This window comes from Pseudooceanicola profundus, assembly GCF_054919315.1.
The window spans coordinates 1,725,638-1,741,921 of sequence record NZ_CM142898.1; the positions used below are offsets into that span (position 1 = coordinate 1,725,638).

At 65.5% G+C, this 16,284-nt stretch carries 15 protein-coding genes; 5 read left to right on the forward strand and 10 right to left on the reverse strand.

Annotation, left to right across the window (positions count from 1 at the left end):
- Nucleotides 1-14: 14 nt before the first annotated feature.
- Nucleotides 15-1,187: a hypothetical protein gene (locus tag ACX9MO_RS07900; RefSeq protein WP_462214143.1), complete on the reverse strand. Its 1,173-nt coding sequence runs from the start codon at nt 1,185-1,187 to the stop codon at nt 15-17.
- Between the two features lie 198 nt (nt 1,188-1,385).
- The gene (gene secA, locus ACX9MO_RS07905) at nt 1,386-4,103 is read right to left on the reverse strand and encodes a preprotein translocase subunit SecA (RefSeq protein ID WP_462214144.1); all 2,718 of its coding nucleotides are present in this window, start codon (nt 4,101-4,103) and stop codon (nt 1,386-1,388) included.
- Nucleotides 4,104-4,291: 188 nt separating this feature from the next.
- Between secA and ACX9MO_RS07910 the strand changes: the two genes are divergently transcribed.
- The 4 genes from ACX9MO_RS07910 to ACX9MO_RS07925 all read left to right on the forward strand — a co-directional run bounded on the left by ACX9MO_RS07910 (nt 4,292) and on the right by ACX9MO_RS07925 (nt 7,137).
- Nucleotides 4,292-5,188, forward strand: a complete 897-nt coding sequence (locus ACX9MO_RS07910) for a peptidylprolyl isomerase (RefSeq protein WP_462214145.1) — start codon at nt 4,292-4,294, stop codon at nt 5,186-5,188.
- A gap of 6 nt (nt 5,189-5,194) precedes the next feature.
- On the forward strand, nt 5,195-6,424 hold the full coding sequence (gene argJ, locus ACX9MO_RS07915; RefSeq protein ID WP_222490853.1) for a bifunctional glutamate N-acetyltransferase/amino-acid acetyltransferase ArgJ: 1,230 nt from the start codon (nt 5,195-5,197) through the stop codon (nt 6,422-6,424).
- Nucleotides 6,421-6,825, forward strand: coding sequence for an 8-oxo-dGTP diphosphatase MutT (gene mutT / locus ACX9MO_RS07920; protein WP_462214146.1), 405 nt, complete (start codon nt 6,421-6,423; stop codon nt 6,823-6,825). Before argJ ends, mutT begins: the two co-directional genes overlap by 4 nt.
- A 171-nt stretch (nt 6,826-6,996) precedes the next feature.
- Nucleotides 6,997-7,137 (forward strand): hypothetical protein, encoded by a 141-nt coding sequence (locus ACX9MO_RS07925; protein ID WP_462214147.1) that lies wholly within the window; start codon nt 6,997-6,999, stop codon nt 7,135-7,137.
- Nucleotides 7,138-7,322: 185 nt separating this feature from the next.
- Here ACX9MO_RS07925 and infB read toward each other — a convergent pair whose 3' ends face one another.
- The 5 genes from infB to pip all read right to left on the reverse strand — a co-directional run bounded on the left by infB (nt 7,323) and on the right by pip (nt 13,920).
- The gene (gene infB / locus ACX9MO_RS07930) at nt 7,323-9,830 is read right to left on the reverse strand and encodes a translation initiation factor IF-2 (RefSeq protein WP_462214434.1); all 2,508 of its coding nucleotides are present in this window, start codon (nt 9,828-9,830) and stop codon (nt 7,323-7,325) included.
- A gap of 17 nt (nt 9,831-9,847) precedes the next feature.
- Nucleotides 9,848-10,459, reverse strand: a complete 612-nt coding sequence (locus ACX9MO_RS07935) for an RNA-binding protein (RefSeq protein ID WP_222490851.1) — start codon at nt 10,457-10,459, stop codon at nt 9,848-9,850.
- A 27-nt stretch (nt 10,460-10,486) separates the two neighbouring features.
- On the reverse strand, nt 10,487-12,115 hold the full coding sequence (nusA, locus tag ACX9MO_RS07940; RefSeq protein ID WP_222490850.1) for a transcription termination factor NusA: 1,629 nt from the start codon (nt 12,113-12,115) through the stop codon (nt 10,487-10,489).
- Between the two features lie 2 nt (nt 12,116-12,117).
- Nucleotides 12,118-12,702, reverse strand: coding sequence for a ribosome maturation factor RimP (rimP, locus tag ACX9MO_RS07945; RefSeq protein WP_222490849.1), 585 nt, complete (start codon nt 12,700-12,702; stop codon nt 12,118-12,120).
- A 246-nt stretch (nt 12,703-12,948) separates the two neighbouring features.
- The gene (gene pip, locus ACX9MO_RS07950) at nt 12,949-13,920 is read right to left on the reverse strand and encodes a prolyl aminopeptidase (RefSeq protein ID WP_462214148.1); all 972 of its coding nucleotides are present in this window, start codon (nt 13,918-13,920) and stop codon (nt 12,949-12,951) included.
- Nucleotides 13,921-13,970: 50 nt separating this feature from the next.
- Between pip and ubiG the strand changes: the two genes are divergently transcribed.
- Nucleotides 13,971-14,723 (forward strand): bifunctional 2-polyprenyl-6-hydroxyphenol methylase/3-demethylubiquinol 3-O-methyltransferase UbiG, encoded by a 753-nt coding sequence (gene ubiG, locus ACX9MO_RS07955; protein WP_462214149.1) that lies wholly within the window; start codon nt 13,971-13,973, stop codon nt 14,721-14,723.
- Nucleotides 14,724-14,812: 89 nt separating this feature from the next.
- Here ubiG and ACX9MO_RS07960 read toward each other — a convergent pair whose 3' ends face one another.
- The 3 genes from ACX9MO_RS07960 to ACX9MO_RS07970 are packed head-to-tail and all read right to left on the reverse strand — an operon-like array spanning nt 14,813 to nt 16,282.
- Nucleotides 14,813-15,256, reverse strand: coding sequence for a MarR family winged helix-turn-helix transcriptional regulator (locus tag ACX9MO_RS07960; protein ID WP_222490846.1), 444 nt, complete (start codon nt 15,254-15,256; stop codon nt 14,813-14,815).
- A gap of 14 nt (nt 15,257-15,270) precedes the next feature.
- On the reverse strand, nt 15,271-15,534 hold the full coding sequence (gene grxC, locus ACX9MO_RS07965; protein ID WP_222490845.1) for a glutaredoxin 3: 264 nt from the start codon (nt 15,532-15,534) through the stop codon (nt 15,271-15,273).
- Nucleotides 15,535-15,565: 31 nt separating this feature from the next.
- Complete coding sequence (locus ACX9MO_RS07970; RefSeq protein ID WP_462214150.1) at nt 15,566-16,282, reverse strand: ComF family protein; 717 nt, start codon at nt 16,280-16,282, stop codon at nt 15,566-15,568.
- Between the last annotated feature and the right edge of the window lie 2 nt (nt 16,283-16,284).

Consider the following 16,284-nt stretch of genomic DNA (forward strand, 5'->3'; position numbering starts at 1 on the left):
GCCCCGAGGGTTGCTCAGTTGCGGGCGATCTTCAGGTCATTCACAAGGTTTTTCAACAGCAGATAGTCCCCTTCGGCGGAACAATCCGGCATGTCTAGCACGAGGTCCTGCACAACGGGCGCGGCGCCTTCGTGGACTTGCAGCGACTGCGCGTCGAGTTCCTTCGCGCAGTTGGCGGCGGTCACCTCGGCCTCGACCGAGAGGTCGATATCGCCGTCACGGGCGGCGGTCGCGGTGGGGAAGGTGTAGACCTCGGCCAGCTGGGCCTCGGCGATGGTGGGATCGCCCAGCAGGGTCAGGAAGCCGCCCTCGCCCTTGGCCGCGACGGTCAGGTCCCGGGGCGCATCGGCCCAGACGTGACCGGCCTCGCCGTAATGCGCGCCGTATTCCAGCGCGTGCAGGTGCAGCCCCTCGGCGCCTTTCCATTGCACGACGGCCCGGTCGTAGAAGATCAGCGAGTCGACGGTGACCATGGCCACGGCGCTGTCGCCCGCCGCGAAGGAGGCGATGTAGAGCGCGGCTTCGGTGAGCGCCGGGGCCTCGGTTTCGAGGTGTCCCTCGGCATCGGTGGCCAGCGTGAACATCAGGCCGGAATGGTGGAAGGTCACGCGCTCGTTCGGCAGGCAGGGCGCCTCGACGGTGAGCTGTACCATGGCGGCGGCGCGTTGCTCGGCCTGCATCGTGACCTCGCAGACCGGGGCGGCGGCGTCCTTGTCGGAGGCGGTGGCGGCCGGGGCCCGTACCGGAGCGGGCGTCGGGGTCGGCTTGGCGATCGGCTCCATCAGCTCGCCCGCAGGGGTGCCGAGCGCCGGTTTCGCGGGCGCCGGGTCCTCGGCGAGGGCCACGTCGTAACTGGCGGACGGAAGGGACGTGGGGGCCGCGGGCGCCTGTGCAGGATCGTCTGCGGAACCGCCTGCCGGGGCGTCGGACGCGAAGTCCTTCGGCATCATGTCGGTGCCCTCTTCGGGGAGGGCCGAGACATGGGAGATGTCGGACAGCACCACCGGCTCCTGCGGCCGGGGCGCCGCGGGGATCGGCATCATAGACTGCGTCGCGAGCGGTTGCGCCGAGGCGAGTTGGGTCGGGGTGGCGGGCCCGCCACCGAACCCGTTCTGCATCACGAAACCGGCGGAAATCGCGGCGACGAAGGCCGCGCCGGCGACGACGTATCTGTTCTTTGCGGCCATGGCATCAGCCTCCACACAGGTTCACTGTTTGGAAACAAACTGATCCTCAATAGCGGCCAGTTTAAGGCGCGGGCGTGGAGTCTCTCTGACCTTGGGCCACGGCCCTAACGCCCGGGGAACCACCCCCGAAAACGCGATCGGGCCCCGCAGAGGGGGCCCGACGCAATCAGGGAAGAGACGGATCAGCCAAAGCCGGGATCAGAGGATCTCGCCGTGGCAGTGCTTGAACTTCTTGCCCGAGCCGCAGGGGCACGGATCGTTCCGGCTGGGGTTGCCCCAGGTCGAAGGATCGGTCTCGTCGAAGCCGGGCTTGGCGCCTTCGGGCGCAGTGCCCTCGGCCTTGGCCTGCGCGTCCTCAGCCATGCGCTGCAGCGCGGCCTGCTGGGCAAGCGCCTGCTGCTGCATCATCTCGATCTGGGCGCGCTGCTCTTCCTCGGTCATCGGGCGCACCCGGCCGAGGTTCTTGGTCACGTCCTCGCGCAGACCGTCGAGCATGGACTCGAAGAGGGCGAAGGCCTCGTTCTTGTACTCGTTCAGCGGATCGCGCTGCGCATAGCCCCGGAAGCCCACGACCGAGCGCAGGTGCTCCAGCGTCAGCAGGTGCTCGCGCCATTTGCCGTCGATGGTCTGAAGCAGGATCTGCTTCTCGATCAGGCGCATGTTCTCGGGGCCGAAGGCGGCGGCCTTCTGGGCCATCGACTCGTCGGAGGCCTTCTCGAGACGCTCGATGATCTCGTCGTCGTCCACGCCTTCCTCGGCGGCCCATTCATCGACGGGCACGTCGATGCCCAGCGTCTCGACACAGGCCTGCTTCAGCCCGTCGGTATCCCACTGGTCGGCGTAGGTCTTGGGCGGCATGTATTCTTCGACGAGATCGTCGATGACCTGATGGCGCATGTCGGCGGCGATCTCGGAGAGGTCCTGCGCCTCCATGATCTCCATCCGCTGCTTGAAGATCAGCTTGCGCTGTTCGTTCATCACGTCGTCGAACTTCAGCACGTTCTTCCGCTGGTCGAAGTTGCGCCCCTCGACCTTGGCCTGTGCGCGCTCCAGCGACTTGTTCACCCAGGGGTGGATGATCGCCTCGCCTTCCTTCATGCCCAGCGTCTGAAGCACCTTCTCCAGCCGTTCCGAGCCGAAGATGCGCATCAGGTCGTCTTCCAGCGAGAGGAAGAAGGACGACCGGCCCGGATCCCCCTGACGGCCAGACCGGCCGCGCAGCTGGTTGTCGATCCGGCGGGATTCGTGACGCTCGGTGGCCAGAACAAAAAGGCCGCCGGCATCCAGCACCTTCTTCTTCTCTTCCGCGTGCTGCGCCTCGATCTTCTCGCGCAGCTGCTCGGGGTCGGCGTCGGGCGTTTCGGCGAGGGCCTGCATCACCTTCATATCGACGTTGCCGCCCAGCTGGATGTCGGTGCCGCGACCAGCCATGTTGGTGGCGATGGTGATCGCCCCCAGCTTGCCCGCATCGGCGACGATCTCGGCTTCCTGCTCGTGGTGGCGGGCGTTCAGCACGTTATGCGGCAGACCGGCCTGCGTCAGGAGCTGGCTCAGCACTTCCGATTTTTCGATCGAGGTGGTGCCGACAAGGACCGGCTGGCCCTTTGCATGGGCCTCCTTGATCGTCTCGACGATGGCCTGGAACTTCTCGCGCACGGTGCGATAGACGGCGTCGTCCTCGTCCACGCGGGCAATCGGCCGGTTGGTGGGCACTTCCACCACGCCGAGGCCGTAGATTTCCATGAATTCCTCGGCCTCGGTGATCGCGGTCCCGGTCATCCCGGAGAGGCGGTTGTAGAGGCGGAAGTAGTTCTGGAAGGTCACCTGCGCCAGCGTCACGTTCTCGGGCTGGATCTTGACGCCTTCCTTGGCCTCGATGGCCTGGTGCAGACCCTCGGAGAGGCGGCGGCCCGCCATCATCCGGCCGGTGAACTCGTCGATCAGGACGACTTCGTCATTGCGGACGATGTAATCCTTGTCCTTGGTGAAGAGCTTGTGCGCGCGCAGACCCTGGTTGACGTGGTGCACCACGGTGGTGCTTTCCGGGTCATAGAGCGTCTGGTCCTCGGGCAGCAGGCCGGCCTCGTGCAGCTTCGCCTCGAGGTATTCGTTGCCCTCGTCGGTGAAGGTCACCTGGCGCAGCTTCTCGTCCACGGTGAACATGTCTTCGTTCAGTTGCGGGATCAGCTGGTCGATCGCGGTATAGAGATCGGAGCGGTCCTGCGCCGGGCCCGAGATGATCAGCGGGGTCCGCGCTTCGTCGATGAGGATCGAGTCCACCTCGTCGACGATTGCGAAGTTGTGCCCGCGCTGGAACATCTCCTTCAGCTCGGACTTCATGTTGTCGCGCAGGTAGTCGAAGCCGAGCTCGTTGTTCGTCGCGTAGGTGATGTCGCAGCGGTAGGCGTCGTACTTCTCTTTCGAGTCCTGCTGCGGGTAGATCACGCCGGTGGTCAGGCCCAGCAGGCCATAGACCTTGGACATCCACTCGCTGTCCCGCTTGGCGAGGTAATCGTTCACGGTGACGACGTGGACGCCCTTGCGGGTCAGCGCGTTCAGGTAGGCCGGGAAGGTCGCCACGAGGGTCTTGCCCTCGCCGGTCTTCATCTCGGCAATGTTACCTTGGTGCAGGAAGATCCCGCCCATCAGCTGCGTGTCGAAGGCCCGCAGACCAAGCGCCCGCTTGGCCGCCTCGCGGCAGTTCGCGAAGGCTTCGGGCAGGATGTCGTCGAGGCTTTCGCCGTCGATGGCGCGCTTCGAAAGCTCTTCGGTCTTGGCCTTGAGCTCATCGTCGCTCATGGCGACGAACTGCTCTTCGAGCGCGTTGATCTTCGCCACAATCGGCCGCGCCGCCTTGATTTTTCGGTCGTTCGGGGTCCCGAAGACCTTTTTGGCGAGCGTACCCATTCCCAGCATGATCTATCACTTCCGGTCGTTGACGTCTTCGTGCGATGGTCTGCCTTGTGCCCCCAAAGTCCCTCCCCTACAACGGGGCGCGAACGGGCCTGCAGCCTTATTCCTAAGGCGATGTAAGCGGCGGGTCTGGGAGTGTCAACGTCACGCCCCGTCACAGGGGCTCCGTGACCCAAGGAAGGACCGAAGCGATGTCGCGACATACCGGAATTCTGGCAGCTCTCTGCCTTTCGCTGCCGATGACGGCAGTGGCGCAGGATGCCACCCCGACCACCGAGGCCCCCGCGGCCGAAGCCACGTCGGAAACCCCGGCAAAAGCCGCCACCGCCGATACGGTGGTCGCCACGGTCAACGGCGTGGACATCACGCTGGGCCACATGATCCTCGTGCGCGCCGGCCTGCCCGCGCAATACGCACAGCTGCCGAACGACGCGCTCTTCGAGGGCATTCTTCAGCAGCTGATCCAGCAGACCGCCCTGTCGCAGGGCGTCGACGAGGTGCCCCACCGCGTCGAGCTGGCGATGGAGAACGAGAAGCGCGCCCTGATGGCCGGTGAAGCCGTCACCGCCTACATGGAAACCGCGATCACCGATGACGCGCTTCAGGCCGCCTACGAGGCGCAGTACGGCGACGCGGAGCCGGGCACCGAGTACCACGCCGCCCACATCCTCGTGGAGACCGAGGACGAGGCCAAGGCGATCAAGGAAGAGCTGGACGGCGGTGCCGATTTCGCAGCGCTCGCCCGCGACAAGTCGACCGGCCCCTCGGGCCCGACCGGCGGCGACCTCGGCTGGTTCAGCGACGGCATGATGGTGAAGCCCTTCGAGGACGCCGTGAAGGGCATGGAGCCCGGCGCCGTCTCCGATCCGGTGCAGACCCAGTTCGGCTGGCACGTGATCAAGCTGGAAGAGACCCGCGACAAGGCGGCCCCGACGCTGGACGAAGTCCGTGACGAGCTGACCGCACAGTTGCAGGAAGAGGCTGTCTCGGCGCATATCGAAGAGGTCACCGCTGCCGCGACCATCGACCGGTCCGGCGTCGAGGGCATCGACCCGAACACCATCGCCGATTTCGGCCTGCTGGAGTAAACGCCCATGGGCGGCAAACCCCCTCTCTCTCCGCTTGCACCCGCAAGCTTCCCCGATCTGCCAGAAATCGGCGGCGTGTCCTTCGCGACCGTCGCCGCCGGGGTCCGCTACCAGGGTCGGACCGACGTCATGCTGTGCCGGCTTGCGCCGGGCACCTCCATGGCCGGTGTCTTCACCCGGTCCTCGACCCGGTCCGCCGCCGTGCTGGATTGCCAGGACAAGATCGCGGGTGACAGCGAGGCAGGTGCCGCCATCCTGGTGAACTCCGGCAATGCGAACGCCTTCACCGGCAAGCATGGCCGGGCCTCGGTCGAGGCGGTCACTGCCGCCGCGGCCAAGGTGCTGGATCTCCCGCAGGAGCGGATCTTCACGTCCTCCACCGGGGTCATCGGCGAGCCGATGAAACATGACCGCATCATTGCCAAGCTCGAAGAGCTGGACGGCAAGCTCTCCGCCGCCGGGATTTCCGAGGCGGCCGAGGCGATCATGACCACCGACACCTTCCCCAAGGGCTCGACCACCACGGTCGAGATCGACGGCAAGCCGGTCCGGATCGCGGGCATCGCCAAGGGCTCGGGCATGATCGCGCCCGACATGGCGACGATGCTGGTCTACATCTTCACCGATGCCGCCGTGGAGCGTTCGGTGCTGCAGGACATGGTCAGCGCCCTGACGGACCTGACCTTCAACTGCATCACCGTCGACAGCGACACCTCGACCTCTGACACGCTGCTGCTGGCCGCCACCGGCGCCTCCGGCGTGTCCGTGACGGCTGACAGCACGGCCTTCATCGAAGGGCTGCGCAGCGTGATGCTCGACCTCGCGCATCAGGTGGTGAAGGACGGCGAAGGGGCTTCGAAGTTCATCGAGATCCACGTCACCGGCGCCCAGTCGGACGCCGATGCCAAGACCCATGCGCTCGCCATCGCCAACTCGCCCCTGATCAAGACCGCCGTCGCCGGCGAGGACCCGAACTGGGGCCGCATCGTCATGGCGATCGGCAAGTCCGGGGCGGCCGCGGATCGCGATCTGATCTCGATCTGGTTCGGCGACACGCTGGTGGCCGAAAAGGGCTGGGTGGCAGAGACCTACCGCGAGGAAGACGGCGCCAACCACATGAAGGGGCAGGACATCGTCTTCAAGGTCGACCTTGGCCTCGGCGGTGGCACCGCGACCGTGTGGACCTGCGACCTGACCCACGGCTACATCGCGATCAACGCCGATTACCGCTCGTGAGCAAGAAGGTCATCCTCGTCTCGGCCGTCGCATTGATCGATGTCGACGGCCGGGTGCTTCTCGCGCAGCGCCCGGAGGGCAAGTCCATGGCCGGTCTCTGGGAGTTTCCCGGCGGCAAGGTCGAACCGGGTGAGTCCCCGGAGGAGGCGCTGATCCGCGAGCTTCAGGAAGAGCTCGGCATCGACACATGGGCCAGCTGCCTCGCGCCGCTGACCTTCGCCTCGCATGCCTACGACGATTTCCACCTGCTGATGCCGCTCTTTGCCTGCCGCAAGTGGCAAGGCATTCCGCAGGCCCGCGAAGGCCAGACGCTGGCCTGGGCGCACACGCGGGAATTGCGCGACTACCCGATGCCTCCCGCGGATATCCCCCTGATTCCGATTCTCCGCGACTGGCTATGACGCAGTGCAGAAAAATCAAGGTGTCGTAGGTCAATCAGGCTGAAAACCCTGAATCGCACAAAATATGCGCTTAATTTCCTACCCAAACGTGAAGCTTTGATGACTTTGTCAGTGATTTGTTAACAGAAAAGGTGTATTCCATAGTCTCACCACTCTTCTGGGGAGACTGAAATGCTTCGCACTATCACGATTGGGCAGTACATTTCCGTTCAAGGAAACTATGTCCGTTCGCTGCCGGACGGCAGCGTCGAGGTGCGCGTTGGGGAAAAGGTCTTTGCTGGCCTTCCCGTTTCGCAACCTGCGGCTGCATGATCCTTCGCAGCACTTCCTGGTACTACTGAATTCCGAAAGGCGGGCCCGACCAATGGCCCGCCTTTCTCATGTCTGGCTCAGGGCTGTCTGGCACAGGGCCGCACGCCCGGACCTGCCAAACGACGGCACACGCACGAAAAAGGGCGCCCCGTGGGGCGCCCTTTTCAAATCCTCTCCGACGTGGATCACGCCAGCGTCCGGGTGACCTCTTCGCGTTCGAAGATCTCGATGACATCGTTCGGGCGGATGTCGTCGTAGTTCTCGAAGGCCATACCGCATTCCTGGCCGGACTGCACTTCCGAGACTTCGTCCTTGAAGCGCTTGAGCGTCTTCAGCGTGCCTTCGTGGATCACCACGTCGTCGCGCAGCAGGCGCACACCCGCGGAGCGGCGGGCCACACCTTCGGTAACCAGACAGCCGGCAACCTTGCCGACGTTGGACACCTTGAAGACTTCCTTGATCGTCGCGTAACCGATGAAGGTCTCGCGGATTTCGTTCGACAGCAGGCCCGAGGCCGCCGCTTTCACATCGTCCACGAGGTCGTAGATCACGCTGTAGTAGCGGATTTCCACGCCCTTCTGATTGGCGCTGTTCCGGGCCGGTGCGTTGGCACGGACGTTGAAGCCCAGAACCGGGGCACCGGAGGCTTCGGCCAGACCGATGTCGGATTCGGTGATCGCGCCGACGCCGTAGTGCAGAACCCGCACGCGGACTTCGTCGTTGCCGATCTTCTCCATCGCCTGAACGATCGCCTCGGCCGAGCCCTGCACGTCCGCCTTCACGACGATCGGCAGTTCGGAGACATCCTTGTCGTCCTTGGCCTTCTGCATCAGCTGCTCAAGGGTGGTCGCGGCGCCGGCGGCGGCACGTTTGTCCTTGGCGGCGTGCTGACGGTATTCCGCGATCTCGCGGGCCTGCGCCTCGGTCTCGACCACGTTCAGAACGTCGCCCGCTTCGGGGGTGCCGTTCAGGCCCAGAACCTCGACAGGAACCGACGGACCGGCTTCCTGCACGCGCTCGCCCTTGTCGTTGATCAGCGCACGGACCTTACCGTACTGCTCACCCACGACGAAGATGTCGCCCTGGTGCAGCGTGCCGTTCTGGATCAGGACGGTGGCGACGGGGCCGCGGCCCACGTCCAGCTGCGCCTCGATGACGGCACCCTGCGCAGCACGCGACGGGTTGGCCTTCAGCTCGAGGATCTCTGCCTGCAGCGCGATGGCTTCGAGCAGTTCGTCAAGGCCCTGGCCGGTCTTGGCCGAGACTTCAACGTCCTGCACGTCACCCGAAAGCGCCTCGACGATGACTTCGTGCTGAAGCAGGTCCGTGCGGACCTTGTCGATGTTGGCGTCCGGCTTGTCGACCTTGTTGATCGCCACGATCATCGGCACACCGGCCGCTTTCGCGTGGCTGATCGCCTCGATCGTCTGCGGCATGACCTGGTCATCCGCGGCCACCACCAGAACGACGATGTCCGTCACCTGCGCACCACGGGCCCGCATCGACGTGAACGCCGCGTGGCCGGGGGTATCGAGGAACGACAGGACCGCGCCGCTTTCGGTGGTCACCTGGTAGGCGCCGATGTGCTGCGTGATGCCGCCCGCTTCGCCCGCGACGACCTTGGCGTTCCGGATCGCATCCAGAAGCGAGGTCTTGCCGTGGTCGACGTGGCCCATGATCGTGATGACCGGGGGACGCAACTGAAGGTCTTCGGGCTTGTCTTCGACGGCATCGATGACCTGTTCCACGTCGGAGTCCGAAACACGGACGACCTTGTGGCCGAAGTCCTCGATGATCAGCTCGGCGGTGTCCGCGTCGATGGTCTGGTTCTGCGTGACCATCATGCCGTTCTGCATCAGCGCCTTGACCACGTCGGCCACGCGTTCTGCCATACGGTTGGCCAGTTCCGACACCACGATGGTCTCGGGCAGCTGGACGTCACGGACGACCTTCTCACGCTGCTGGTTGCCGCCCATGGCCTTCTGGCGGGCGCGCTCCTGCTTGCGCTTCATCGCGGCGAGCGATTTCTGACGGCCACCCTCACCACCGGAGAGCGCCTGGTTCAGGGTCAGCTTGCCCGACCGGCGGCCATCGTCGCGGCCCTTGCCACGGCCACCGCGGTCGTCGCGATCGTTGCGGTCGTTGGTCGGCGCGGACTTGAGACGGCCACCGGCGGGCTTGGCGCCCCGGTTGGCATCCTCGCCCGGCGCGGCCGCGGGGGCTGCGCGCGCGGCCTTGTCGGCCTCGGCTGCGGCCTTCTTGGCCTCTTCCGCTTCACGGCGCTGGCGCTCTTCCTCTTCGGCCTTGGCCTTGAGGGCTTCCTCGCGCTCACGCTCTTCGCGTTCTTTCTGTTCCAGTTCCTCGCGGCGGCGCTGGCGCTCTTCCTCGCGGGCCTTTTCGTCGGCTTCGCGTTGTGCGGCCTCTTCGACCTCACGCGCCTTTGCCGCCTGAACTGCCTTCAGGCGGCGCTCCATCTCCGCATCGGAAATGCCTTTGGGCCGACGCGCCGGATCACCCAGCGCCGGGTTGGACCCGCCCTTGCCGCTGCCCGTCTTCGGGACCACGACACGCTTGCGCTTGGTTTCGACCACGACGTTCTTGGTGCGTCCATGGCTGAAGCTCTGCTTCACGTTTCCCGGCCGGGACCCGCCACCACGTACACCCAAAGTCTTCTTACCGTCGTCGTTGCTCATATGGCTCATTCATCCTCTCAGGCGGATCGGCCGCCCTCGTCAGCGCGCAGGCCTTTCAGCCTCGCCGCTTCCTCTACAACACGTTTCGCCAAACCACCAGCGCCTAGGGCGGCGTGTATGACAGTTTCGCGTCCGAAGGCCAACCCCAGCTCATCCGCCGTCAGCCAACCGATATAGCGCCCACCGTAGGGGGTGCTCAATTTCGACTTGCCCCGGCCGGATCCGTCCGAGGCCTGGATCAGGACGCGGGCCTCTTCCTTGGCCAGCCAGTCCTTTACCTTTTCGTAGCCGGCGACCGCGTCACCGGATTTCCGCGCCAGCGCAATGAGTTCCACCACGTGACGCGCCACAATGCTTTCCACCAGATCGGTCAGCCCATCGGGCACGGTCACCGGTTGGCGGGCGGCGCGGGCAAAGAGCTTCTTCTTCACCGCCGTATCGAGCGCGGCCCGATCGGCCGCCACCCATATTCCTCGGCCCGGCAGTTTCTCCAGAACATCCGGAACAAGCTGCGAATCAGGCCCGACAACGAAGCGGATCAGCCCATGCGCGGGCTGAGTCTCGCCAGTTGCGATGCATTTCCGCTCCGGTCCCCCGGAGCGGTCTTTCTCTGCGCCACCTCGGCTCATGTCAGGCCTTCCTGTTCCCGGGATGCCTTACTGCTCGTCCTCGGCGTCGATCTCGTCTTCGAGCTCGGCATCCTCGTCCTCGGCGTCCGCTTCAAGATCGGCGGGGTCGACCCAGCCCAGCAGGACACGGGCGGTCATCACCAGTTGCTGTGCTTCATCGAGCGACATGTCGAACTTTTCGAGGATGCCGTCGTCCTTGACGCGCTGTCCGTCGACCGTGGTCCAGCCGCCGGCCAGTTCCCAGTCGGCGCAGGTGGCGAAGTCTTCCAGCGTCTTCACGCCGTCTTCCGCCAGTGCTTCCACCATTTGGGGTGTCAGACCCTCGAAGTCAATGAGGCTGTCCTCGGCACCCAGTTCCTTGGCGTGGTCGAGGGCGGCCTTGGCCTGTGCCTCGAGGTAGTCGCGGGCGCGGGCCTGCAGCTCCTCGGCTGTGCCTTCGTCGACACCGTCGATGACCAGCAGTTCATCCAGCTCGACATAGGCCACCTCTTCGAGGTTGGTGAAGCCTTCCGAGACCAGCAGCTGTGCAAAGAACTCGTCGAGGTCCAGCGTATCCATGAAGAGCTTGGTGCGCTCTTCGAATTCCTTCTGGCGACGCTCGGATTCCTCGGCCTCGGTCATGATGTCGATGTCGAGACCGGTCAGCTGCGAGGCCAGACGCACGTTCTGACCGCGGCGGCCGATGGCGAGCGACAGCTGCTCGTCCGGTACCACGACCTCGATGCGCTCGGCATCCTCGTCCAGAACCACCTTCGACACTTCCGCGGGCTGCAGCGCGTTCACCAGGAAGGTGGGCTGGTCCTCGTTCCACGGAATGATGTCGATCTTCTCGCCCTGAAGCTCGTTCACCACGGCCTGCACGCGCGAACCGCGCATACCGACACAGGCGCCGACCGGGTCGATCGAGTTGTCGTAGGAGATGACGGCGATCTTGGCGCGCGAACCGGGATCCCGGGCCACGGCCTTGATCTCGATGATGCCGTCATAGATCTCGGGCACTTCCATCTTGAAGAGCTCGGCCATGAATTCCGGCGCGGTGCGGCTGAGGAAGATCTGCGGACCACGGGCTTCGCGGCGCACATCCTTCACGTAGCAGCGGATACGGTCGTTCGGGCGATAGCTCTCGCGGCCGATCTTCTCGTTGCGGCGCAGGATGGCTTCGCCACGGCCCACGTCGACGATGACGTTGCCGTATTCCTCGCGCTTGACGACGCCGTTGATGATGGTGCCGTTGCGGTCCTTGAATTCTTCGTACTGGCGGTCACGCTCGGCTTCGCGGACCTTCTGCAGGATGACCTGCTTGGCCGATTGTGCCGCGATCCGGCCCATCTCGACCGGGGGCACCTCGTCGATGACCTCATCGCCGATCTGCGGATCGGCCATGTACTGCTTCGCCTGCTTGACGGTCAGCTCCGCCTGGTAGTTCTCCAGCGCCTCGTCTTCCACGACGGTGCGGACGCGGGTGAAGGTCGCGCGGCCGGTCTTCCGGTCGATCTTGACGCGGATGTCCATCTCGGCGCCGTAGCGGCTCTTCGCTGCGCGGGCGAGGGATTCCTCCATCGCCTCGACCACGAGACCGGGGTCGATCATCTTCTCGCGGGCAACGGCTTCGGCGGTCTGGAGCAGTTCCAGCTGGTTGGCAGAGGTAATGGCCATTCTCAATCCTCCTCGGACGTGTTGTCCGTTTCGATCTCGTCAAACTTGGTTTCGTCCAGATCGCCTGCGTCCTTGCGGGCTTTCAGCATTTCCTTGATCAACTCGTCGGTCAGGACGAGCTTGGCATCCGCCAGCCACTCGAACTGAAGGCCCACAGTGACTTCCTCGCCCTGGTCCTCGATGTTGATCAGAACGTCGTTGTCCTCGACCCCGGCCAGCACGCCCTTGAAGCGCTTGCGCCCGCCCACCAGTTCGGCGGTCTCGAGCTTGGCCTCGTAGCCTTCGAAGGTGTCGAAATCCTTCAGCCGGGTCAGCGGCCGGTCGATGCCGGGGCTGGAGACTTCCAGCGTGTAGGCCTCGATGATCGGGTCCTCGACGTCCAGAACGGCACTCACCGCGTTGGAAATCTCGGCGCATTCATCCACCTCGATGCCGCCGTCTGGCCGTTCGGCCATGATCTGCAGCGTCTTGGTCTGACCCCCCATGAGCCGAATGCGCACGAGTTCGAAGCCCATGTCCTCGATGACCGGGCTCACGATCTCGGCCAGGCGGCGGTCGATGGCGGCTTTTGCAATCAGGTCTGTCATCTCTGTCCTGCATCCGCCCGGACGGAAGGAACCGTCAGGGCATAAAAAAACGGGCGCGCGGCCCGTCGATGCATCCGGTGGAGCGTGGTACCCGAGGACACCGACACGCCGCTGTTGGCGCTGATATACGCGCGGTTTCCTCGAATCACAAGGGGAATATGCGTGCCTCGACCCCTCGCATCTTTCGCTCGGAAATATCCTCGGGGATCCGGGGGCAGACAGCCCCCGGGACTCAGTGCGAGGGACTCACCCCAGGGCGATCCGGTTCATGATCCGCACCAGCTCGGCCGAGATCCCCGGCTCCGACAGCGCGTGGCCGGCGTCGCCCACCATCCGCAGCTCCGAGGTCGGCCATTTCGCCGACAGCTCCCAGGCCATGCGGGGCGGGCAGATCATGTCGTAGCGCCCCTGCACGATCCAGCCGGGAATACCCTTGAGCCGGTCCATGCGGTTCAGGATCGCGGTCTCCTCGTCGAGGAAGCAGCGGTTCGTGAAATAATGGTTCTCCAGCCGGGCGAAGGCCCGGGCATAGGTGCCCGGCGGCTCACCCCCCAGCCCCTGCGACGAGATCGAAGCCAGCGCGTTCTCCCACTGCGACCAGGTCTTGGCGAACCGCATCTCCTCCGCCACCACGCCCGAGAAGAGCCGCTTGTGGTAGGCCGCGATCATGTCGCCGCGCTCATCCTCGGGGACCAGGTCGGTGAAGCGGCGCCAGACCTCGGGCCAGAACTGTGCGGCCCCGCCGCCATAGAACCAGTCCAGCTCGGACTGGGTGCCGAGGAAGACGCCGCGCAGCACGAGGTGGGTGACCGCATCGGGGTGGCTCTGGCCATAGACCAGCGCCAGTGTCGCGCCCCAGCTTCCGCCGAAGACGATCCAGCGGTCGATGTCCAGCGTGGTGCGGATCTCCTCGATATCCGCCACGAGGTCCCAGGTCGTGTTGCCCTCGATCGCCGCATGGGGCCGCGAGCGGCCACAGCCGCGCTGATCGAAAAGCACGACGCGATAGACCGACGGGTCGAAATACCGCCGCATCGCCGGGCTGCATCCGCCGCCCGGGCCGCCGTGCAGCACCACGACGGGAATTCCGTCCGGCTTGCCGGATTGCTCGACATAGATCGTATGGCCATCCCCCACCGCGAGCATCCGCTGGTCAAACGGGTCGATCGGAGGGTAGAGATACTGCGCTGCGCTCTTTTGGCCGGAGAATTTGTCCATCGCTGCCCTATATGTAAGCCGCAGCCCACAATGACCTCAGGACCACCGGAATGCAAACCGCTCAGACCACCATCGACCCCGCCGAAGTCGCCAAGTTCGAGGCCATGGCCGCCGAATGGTGGGATCCCCACGGCAAGTTCAAGCCGCTGCACATGATGAACCCGGTCCGCCTGGACTATGTCACCCAGCAGATCGCCGCGGAGTTCGACCGCGACCTGCGCACGTCCAAGCCCTTCGAGGGGCTGCGCCTGCTCGACATCGGCTGTGGCGGCGGGCTGCTCTGCGAGCCGATGGCGCGCCTGGGGGCAGAGGTGGTGGGCGCCGATGCAGCGGAACGCAACATCCCCGTGGCACAGGTCCATGCCGAGCAATCCGGTCTGGCCATCGAGTATCGCCACACCACCGCCGAAGCCATGGCCGAAGCGGGCGAACAGTTCGACGTGGTGCTGAACATGGAAGTGGTCGAGCACGTGGCCGATCCGCTGGCCTACCTGACCGCCTGTCACGACCTTTTGAAGCCCGGCGGGCTGCACCTCTGCTCGACGATCAACCGCAACCCCAAGAGTTTCGCCATGGCGATCGTGGGTGCCGAATGGGTCATGCGGTGGCTGCCCAAGGGCACCCACGACTGGGACAAGTTCATCACCCCGGACGAGCTTTACGACCTGATCCGCCGTGCCGGAATGGAGCCGGTGGACCGCAAGGGCTATGTCTTCAACCCGATCAGTTGGCAGTGGCGGATCTCGGACCGTGACCTGAGTGTGAACTACGTCACCGCGGCGCTGCGACCTGCAACGGCGTGAGCGCCTGCGGCGGGCGTTGAGGGGGGCTGTCTGCCCCCCGTCCCTGACGCTCCTCCCGAGGATATTTTCGAGCGAAAGATGAAGTGGACCTACCGGTCTTCTTCGAGCTTCAGGCGCAACTCGCGCAGGATCGGCAGGGCGGCGCGGACGCGGTCTTCGCCGATTTCGCCGACCACTTCGCGGACCATGGGCGTGATGGCCGACAGGGCGGCATCCCTTGCCTGACGGCCAGCGGGCGAGATCGCCACCATCTTGCGGCGGGCATCGTCCCAGTCGGGGCGGACGTGGATGTAGCCCGCCCATTCCAGCTTGCTCAGCGTATTGGTCATGGCCCCGCGCGTGACGTGGAAGGCGCGCGCCAGCTGGGCCGGGCTGCGCTCCCCGCCCGCGCGGGCGAGGTGGTTGAGCACCGAGAAATGCGAGATCTCCATCCCCTTCGGCAGCACGCGCGACAGGCGGTTCCGGACCAATTGGTCCGAGGTCAGGATCTCGCTGAAGAGCGTGACCGCGAGGTTGTGGGTCGTGTCGTTCATGGTCCGCCCGGCGATCAGCCGTCGGCGGCCAGAAGCGGATCGAGCTTGCCGGCGTTTTCCAGCGCGTAGAGGTCGTCACAGCCGCCCACGTGGGTCTCGCCCACGAAGATCTGCGGCACGGTATGGCGACCATGGGCCCGCTGGAGCATCTCGGCCCGTTTCTCGGGCGTGGCGATCACGTCGATCTCGTTGAACTCCACGCCCTTCTCGACCAGCAGGCGTTTGGCCGCATGGCAGAAACCGCAGTAGGGCGAGGAATAGATATCGACAGGTTGCATGGGGTCCCCCGGAATTTCGGATGCATGTAACTTAGGCATCTTTCGCGACCCGCGCCAGTACCCCCACGATCACGCCTGCCGCTCCCGCGTCGCGGCAAGCCTGCGTTGCCGCCGAAAGCGTCGCGCCGGAGGTCATCACGTCGTCCACGAGCAGGATCACCCGGCCCGCGATCTGAGCCGCGCGCCGGGGGTTCGGCGTGATGGCCGCCTGAAGCGTGGCAAAGCGCGCCTCGGCCCCGAGGCCATCGAGCGAGGGCGTGCGCAGGCGCCGCACCAGCATGTCCGGCACGCAGGTCAGCCCCAGTTCCCGCGCGAGCGCCCGCGCCAGCAGCGCCGACTGGTTGTAGCGCCGCTTCGCCAGCCGCCAGCGGTGCAGCGGTACCGGGGCCACGAGGGCCCCCTCCGGCACCACGCCGCGCAGGCTCCGCGCCATCCAGCCGGCAGCGGGCGCTGCAAGGTCCACCCTGTCGCCATGCTTGAGCCCCAGCACCAGCCGCCGCGCCACCCCGTCATAGAGCAACGCCGCCCGGCCCCGGTCCCAGGGCCGCTCGACCCGGAGGCAGGCGTCGCAGTGCAGACCGTCACCCTCCCCCGGCAGCGGCGTACCGCACAGATCGCAGACCGTGCCCCCGATGAGCGGCGTCTCGCGCCAGCAGGCGCCGCACAGGCCGCCGTCGCTCTCGACCAGCCCACCGCAGTTCAGGCAGCGTGGCGGATCGATCAGCTGCAATGCCGTTTGAAACCTCATCG

Bases quoted from the DNA above. Each gene is read 5' to 3' on its own strand.
- ACX9MO_RS07900 (WP_462214143.1), bottom strand. From the start codon at position 1,187: ATGGCCGCAAAGAACAGATACGTCGTCGCCGGCGCGGCCTTCGTCGCC.
- nusA (WP_222490850.1), bottom strand. From the start codon at position 12,115: ATGGCCATTACCTCTGCCAACCAGCTGGAACTGCTCCAGACCGCCGAA.
- argJ (WP_222490853.1), top strand. From the start codon at position 5,195: ATGGGCGGCAAACCCCCTCTCTCTCCGCTTGCACCCGCAAGCTTCCCC.
- ACX9MO_RS07970 (WP_462214150.1), bottom strand. From the start codon at position 16,282: ATGAGGTTTCAAACGGCATTGCAGCTGATCGATCCGCCACGCTGCCTG.
- infB (WP_462214434.1), bottom strand. From the start codon at position 9,830: ATGAGCAACGACGACGGTAAGAAGACTTTGGGTGTACGTGGTGGCGGG.
- rimP (WP_222490849.1), bottom strand. From the start codon at position 12,702: ATGACAGACCTGATTGCAAAAGCCGCCATCGACCGCCGCCTGGCCGAG.
- ACX9MO_RS07960 (WP_222490846.1), bottom strand. From the start codon at position 15,256: ATGAACGACACGACCCACAACCTCGCGGTCACGCTCTTCAGCGAGATC.
- ACX9MO_RS07935 (WP_222490851.1), bottom strand. From the start codon at position 10,459: ATGAGCCGAGGTGGCGCAGAGAAAGACCGCTCCGGGGGACCGGAGCGG.
- ACX9MO_RS07910 (WP_462214145.1), top strand. From the start codon at position 4,292: ATGTCGCGACATACCGGAATTCTGGCAGCTCTCTGCCTTTCGCTGCCG.
- ACX9MO_RS07925 (WP_462214147.1), top strand. From the start codon at position 6,997: ATGCTTCGCACTATCACGATTGGGCAGTACATTTCCGTTCAAGGAAAC.
- secA (WP_462214144.1), bottom strand. From the start codon at position 4,103: ATGCTGGGAATGGGTACGCTCGCCAAAAAGGTCTTCGGGACCCCGAAC.
- grxC (WP_222490845.1), bottom strand. From the start codon at position 15,534: ATGCAACCTGTCGATATCTATTCCTCGCCCTACTGCGGTTTCTGCCAT.
- ubiG (WP_462214149.1), top strand. From the start codon at position 13,971: ATGCAAACCGCTCAGACCACCATCGACCCCGCCGAAGTCGCCAAGTTC.
- pip (WP_462214148.1), bottom strand. From the start codon at position 13,920: ATGGACAAATTCTCCGGCCAAAAGAGCGCAGCGCAGTATCTCTACCCT.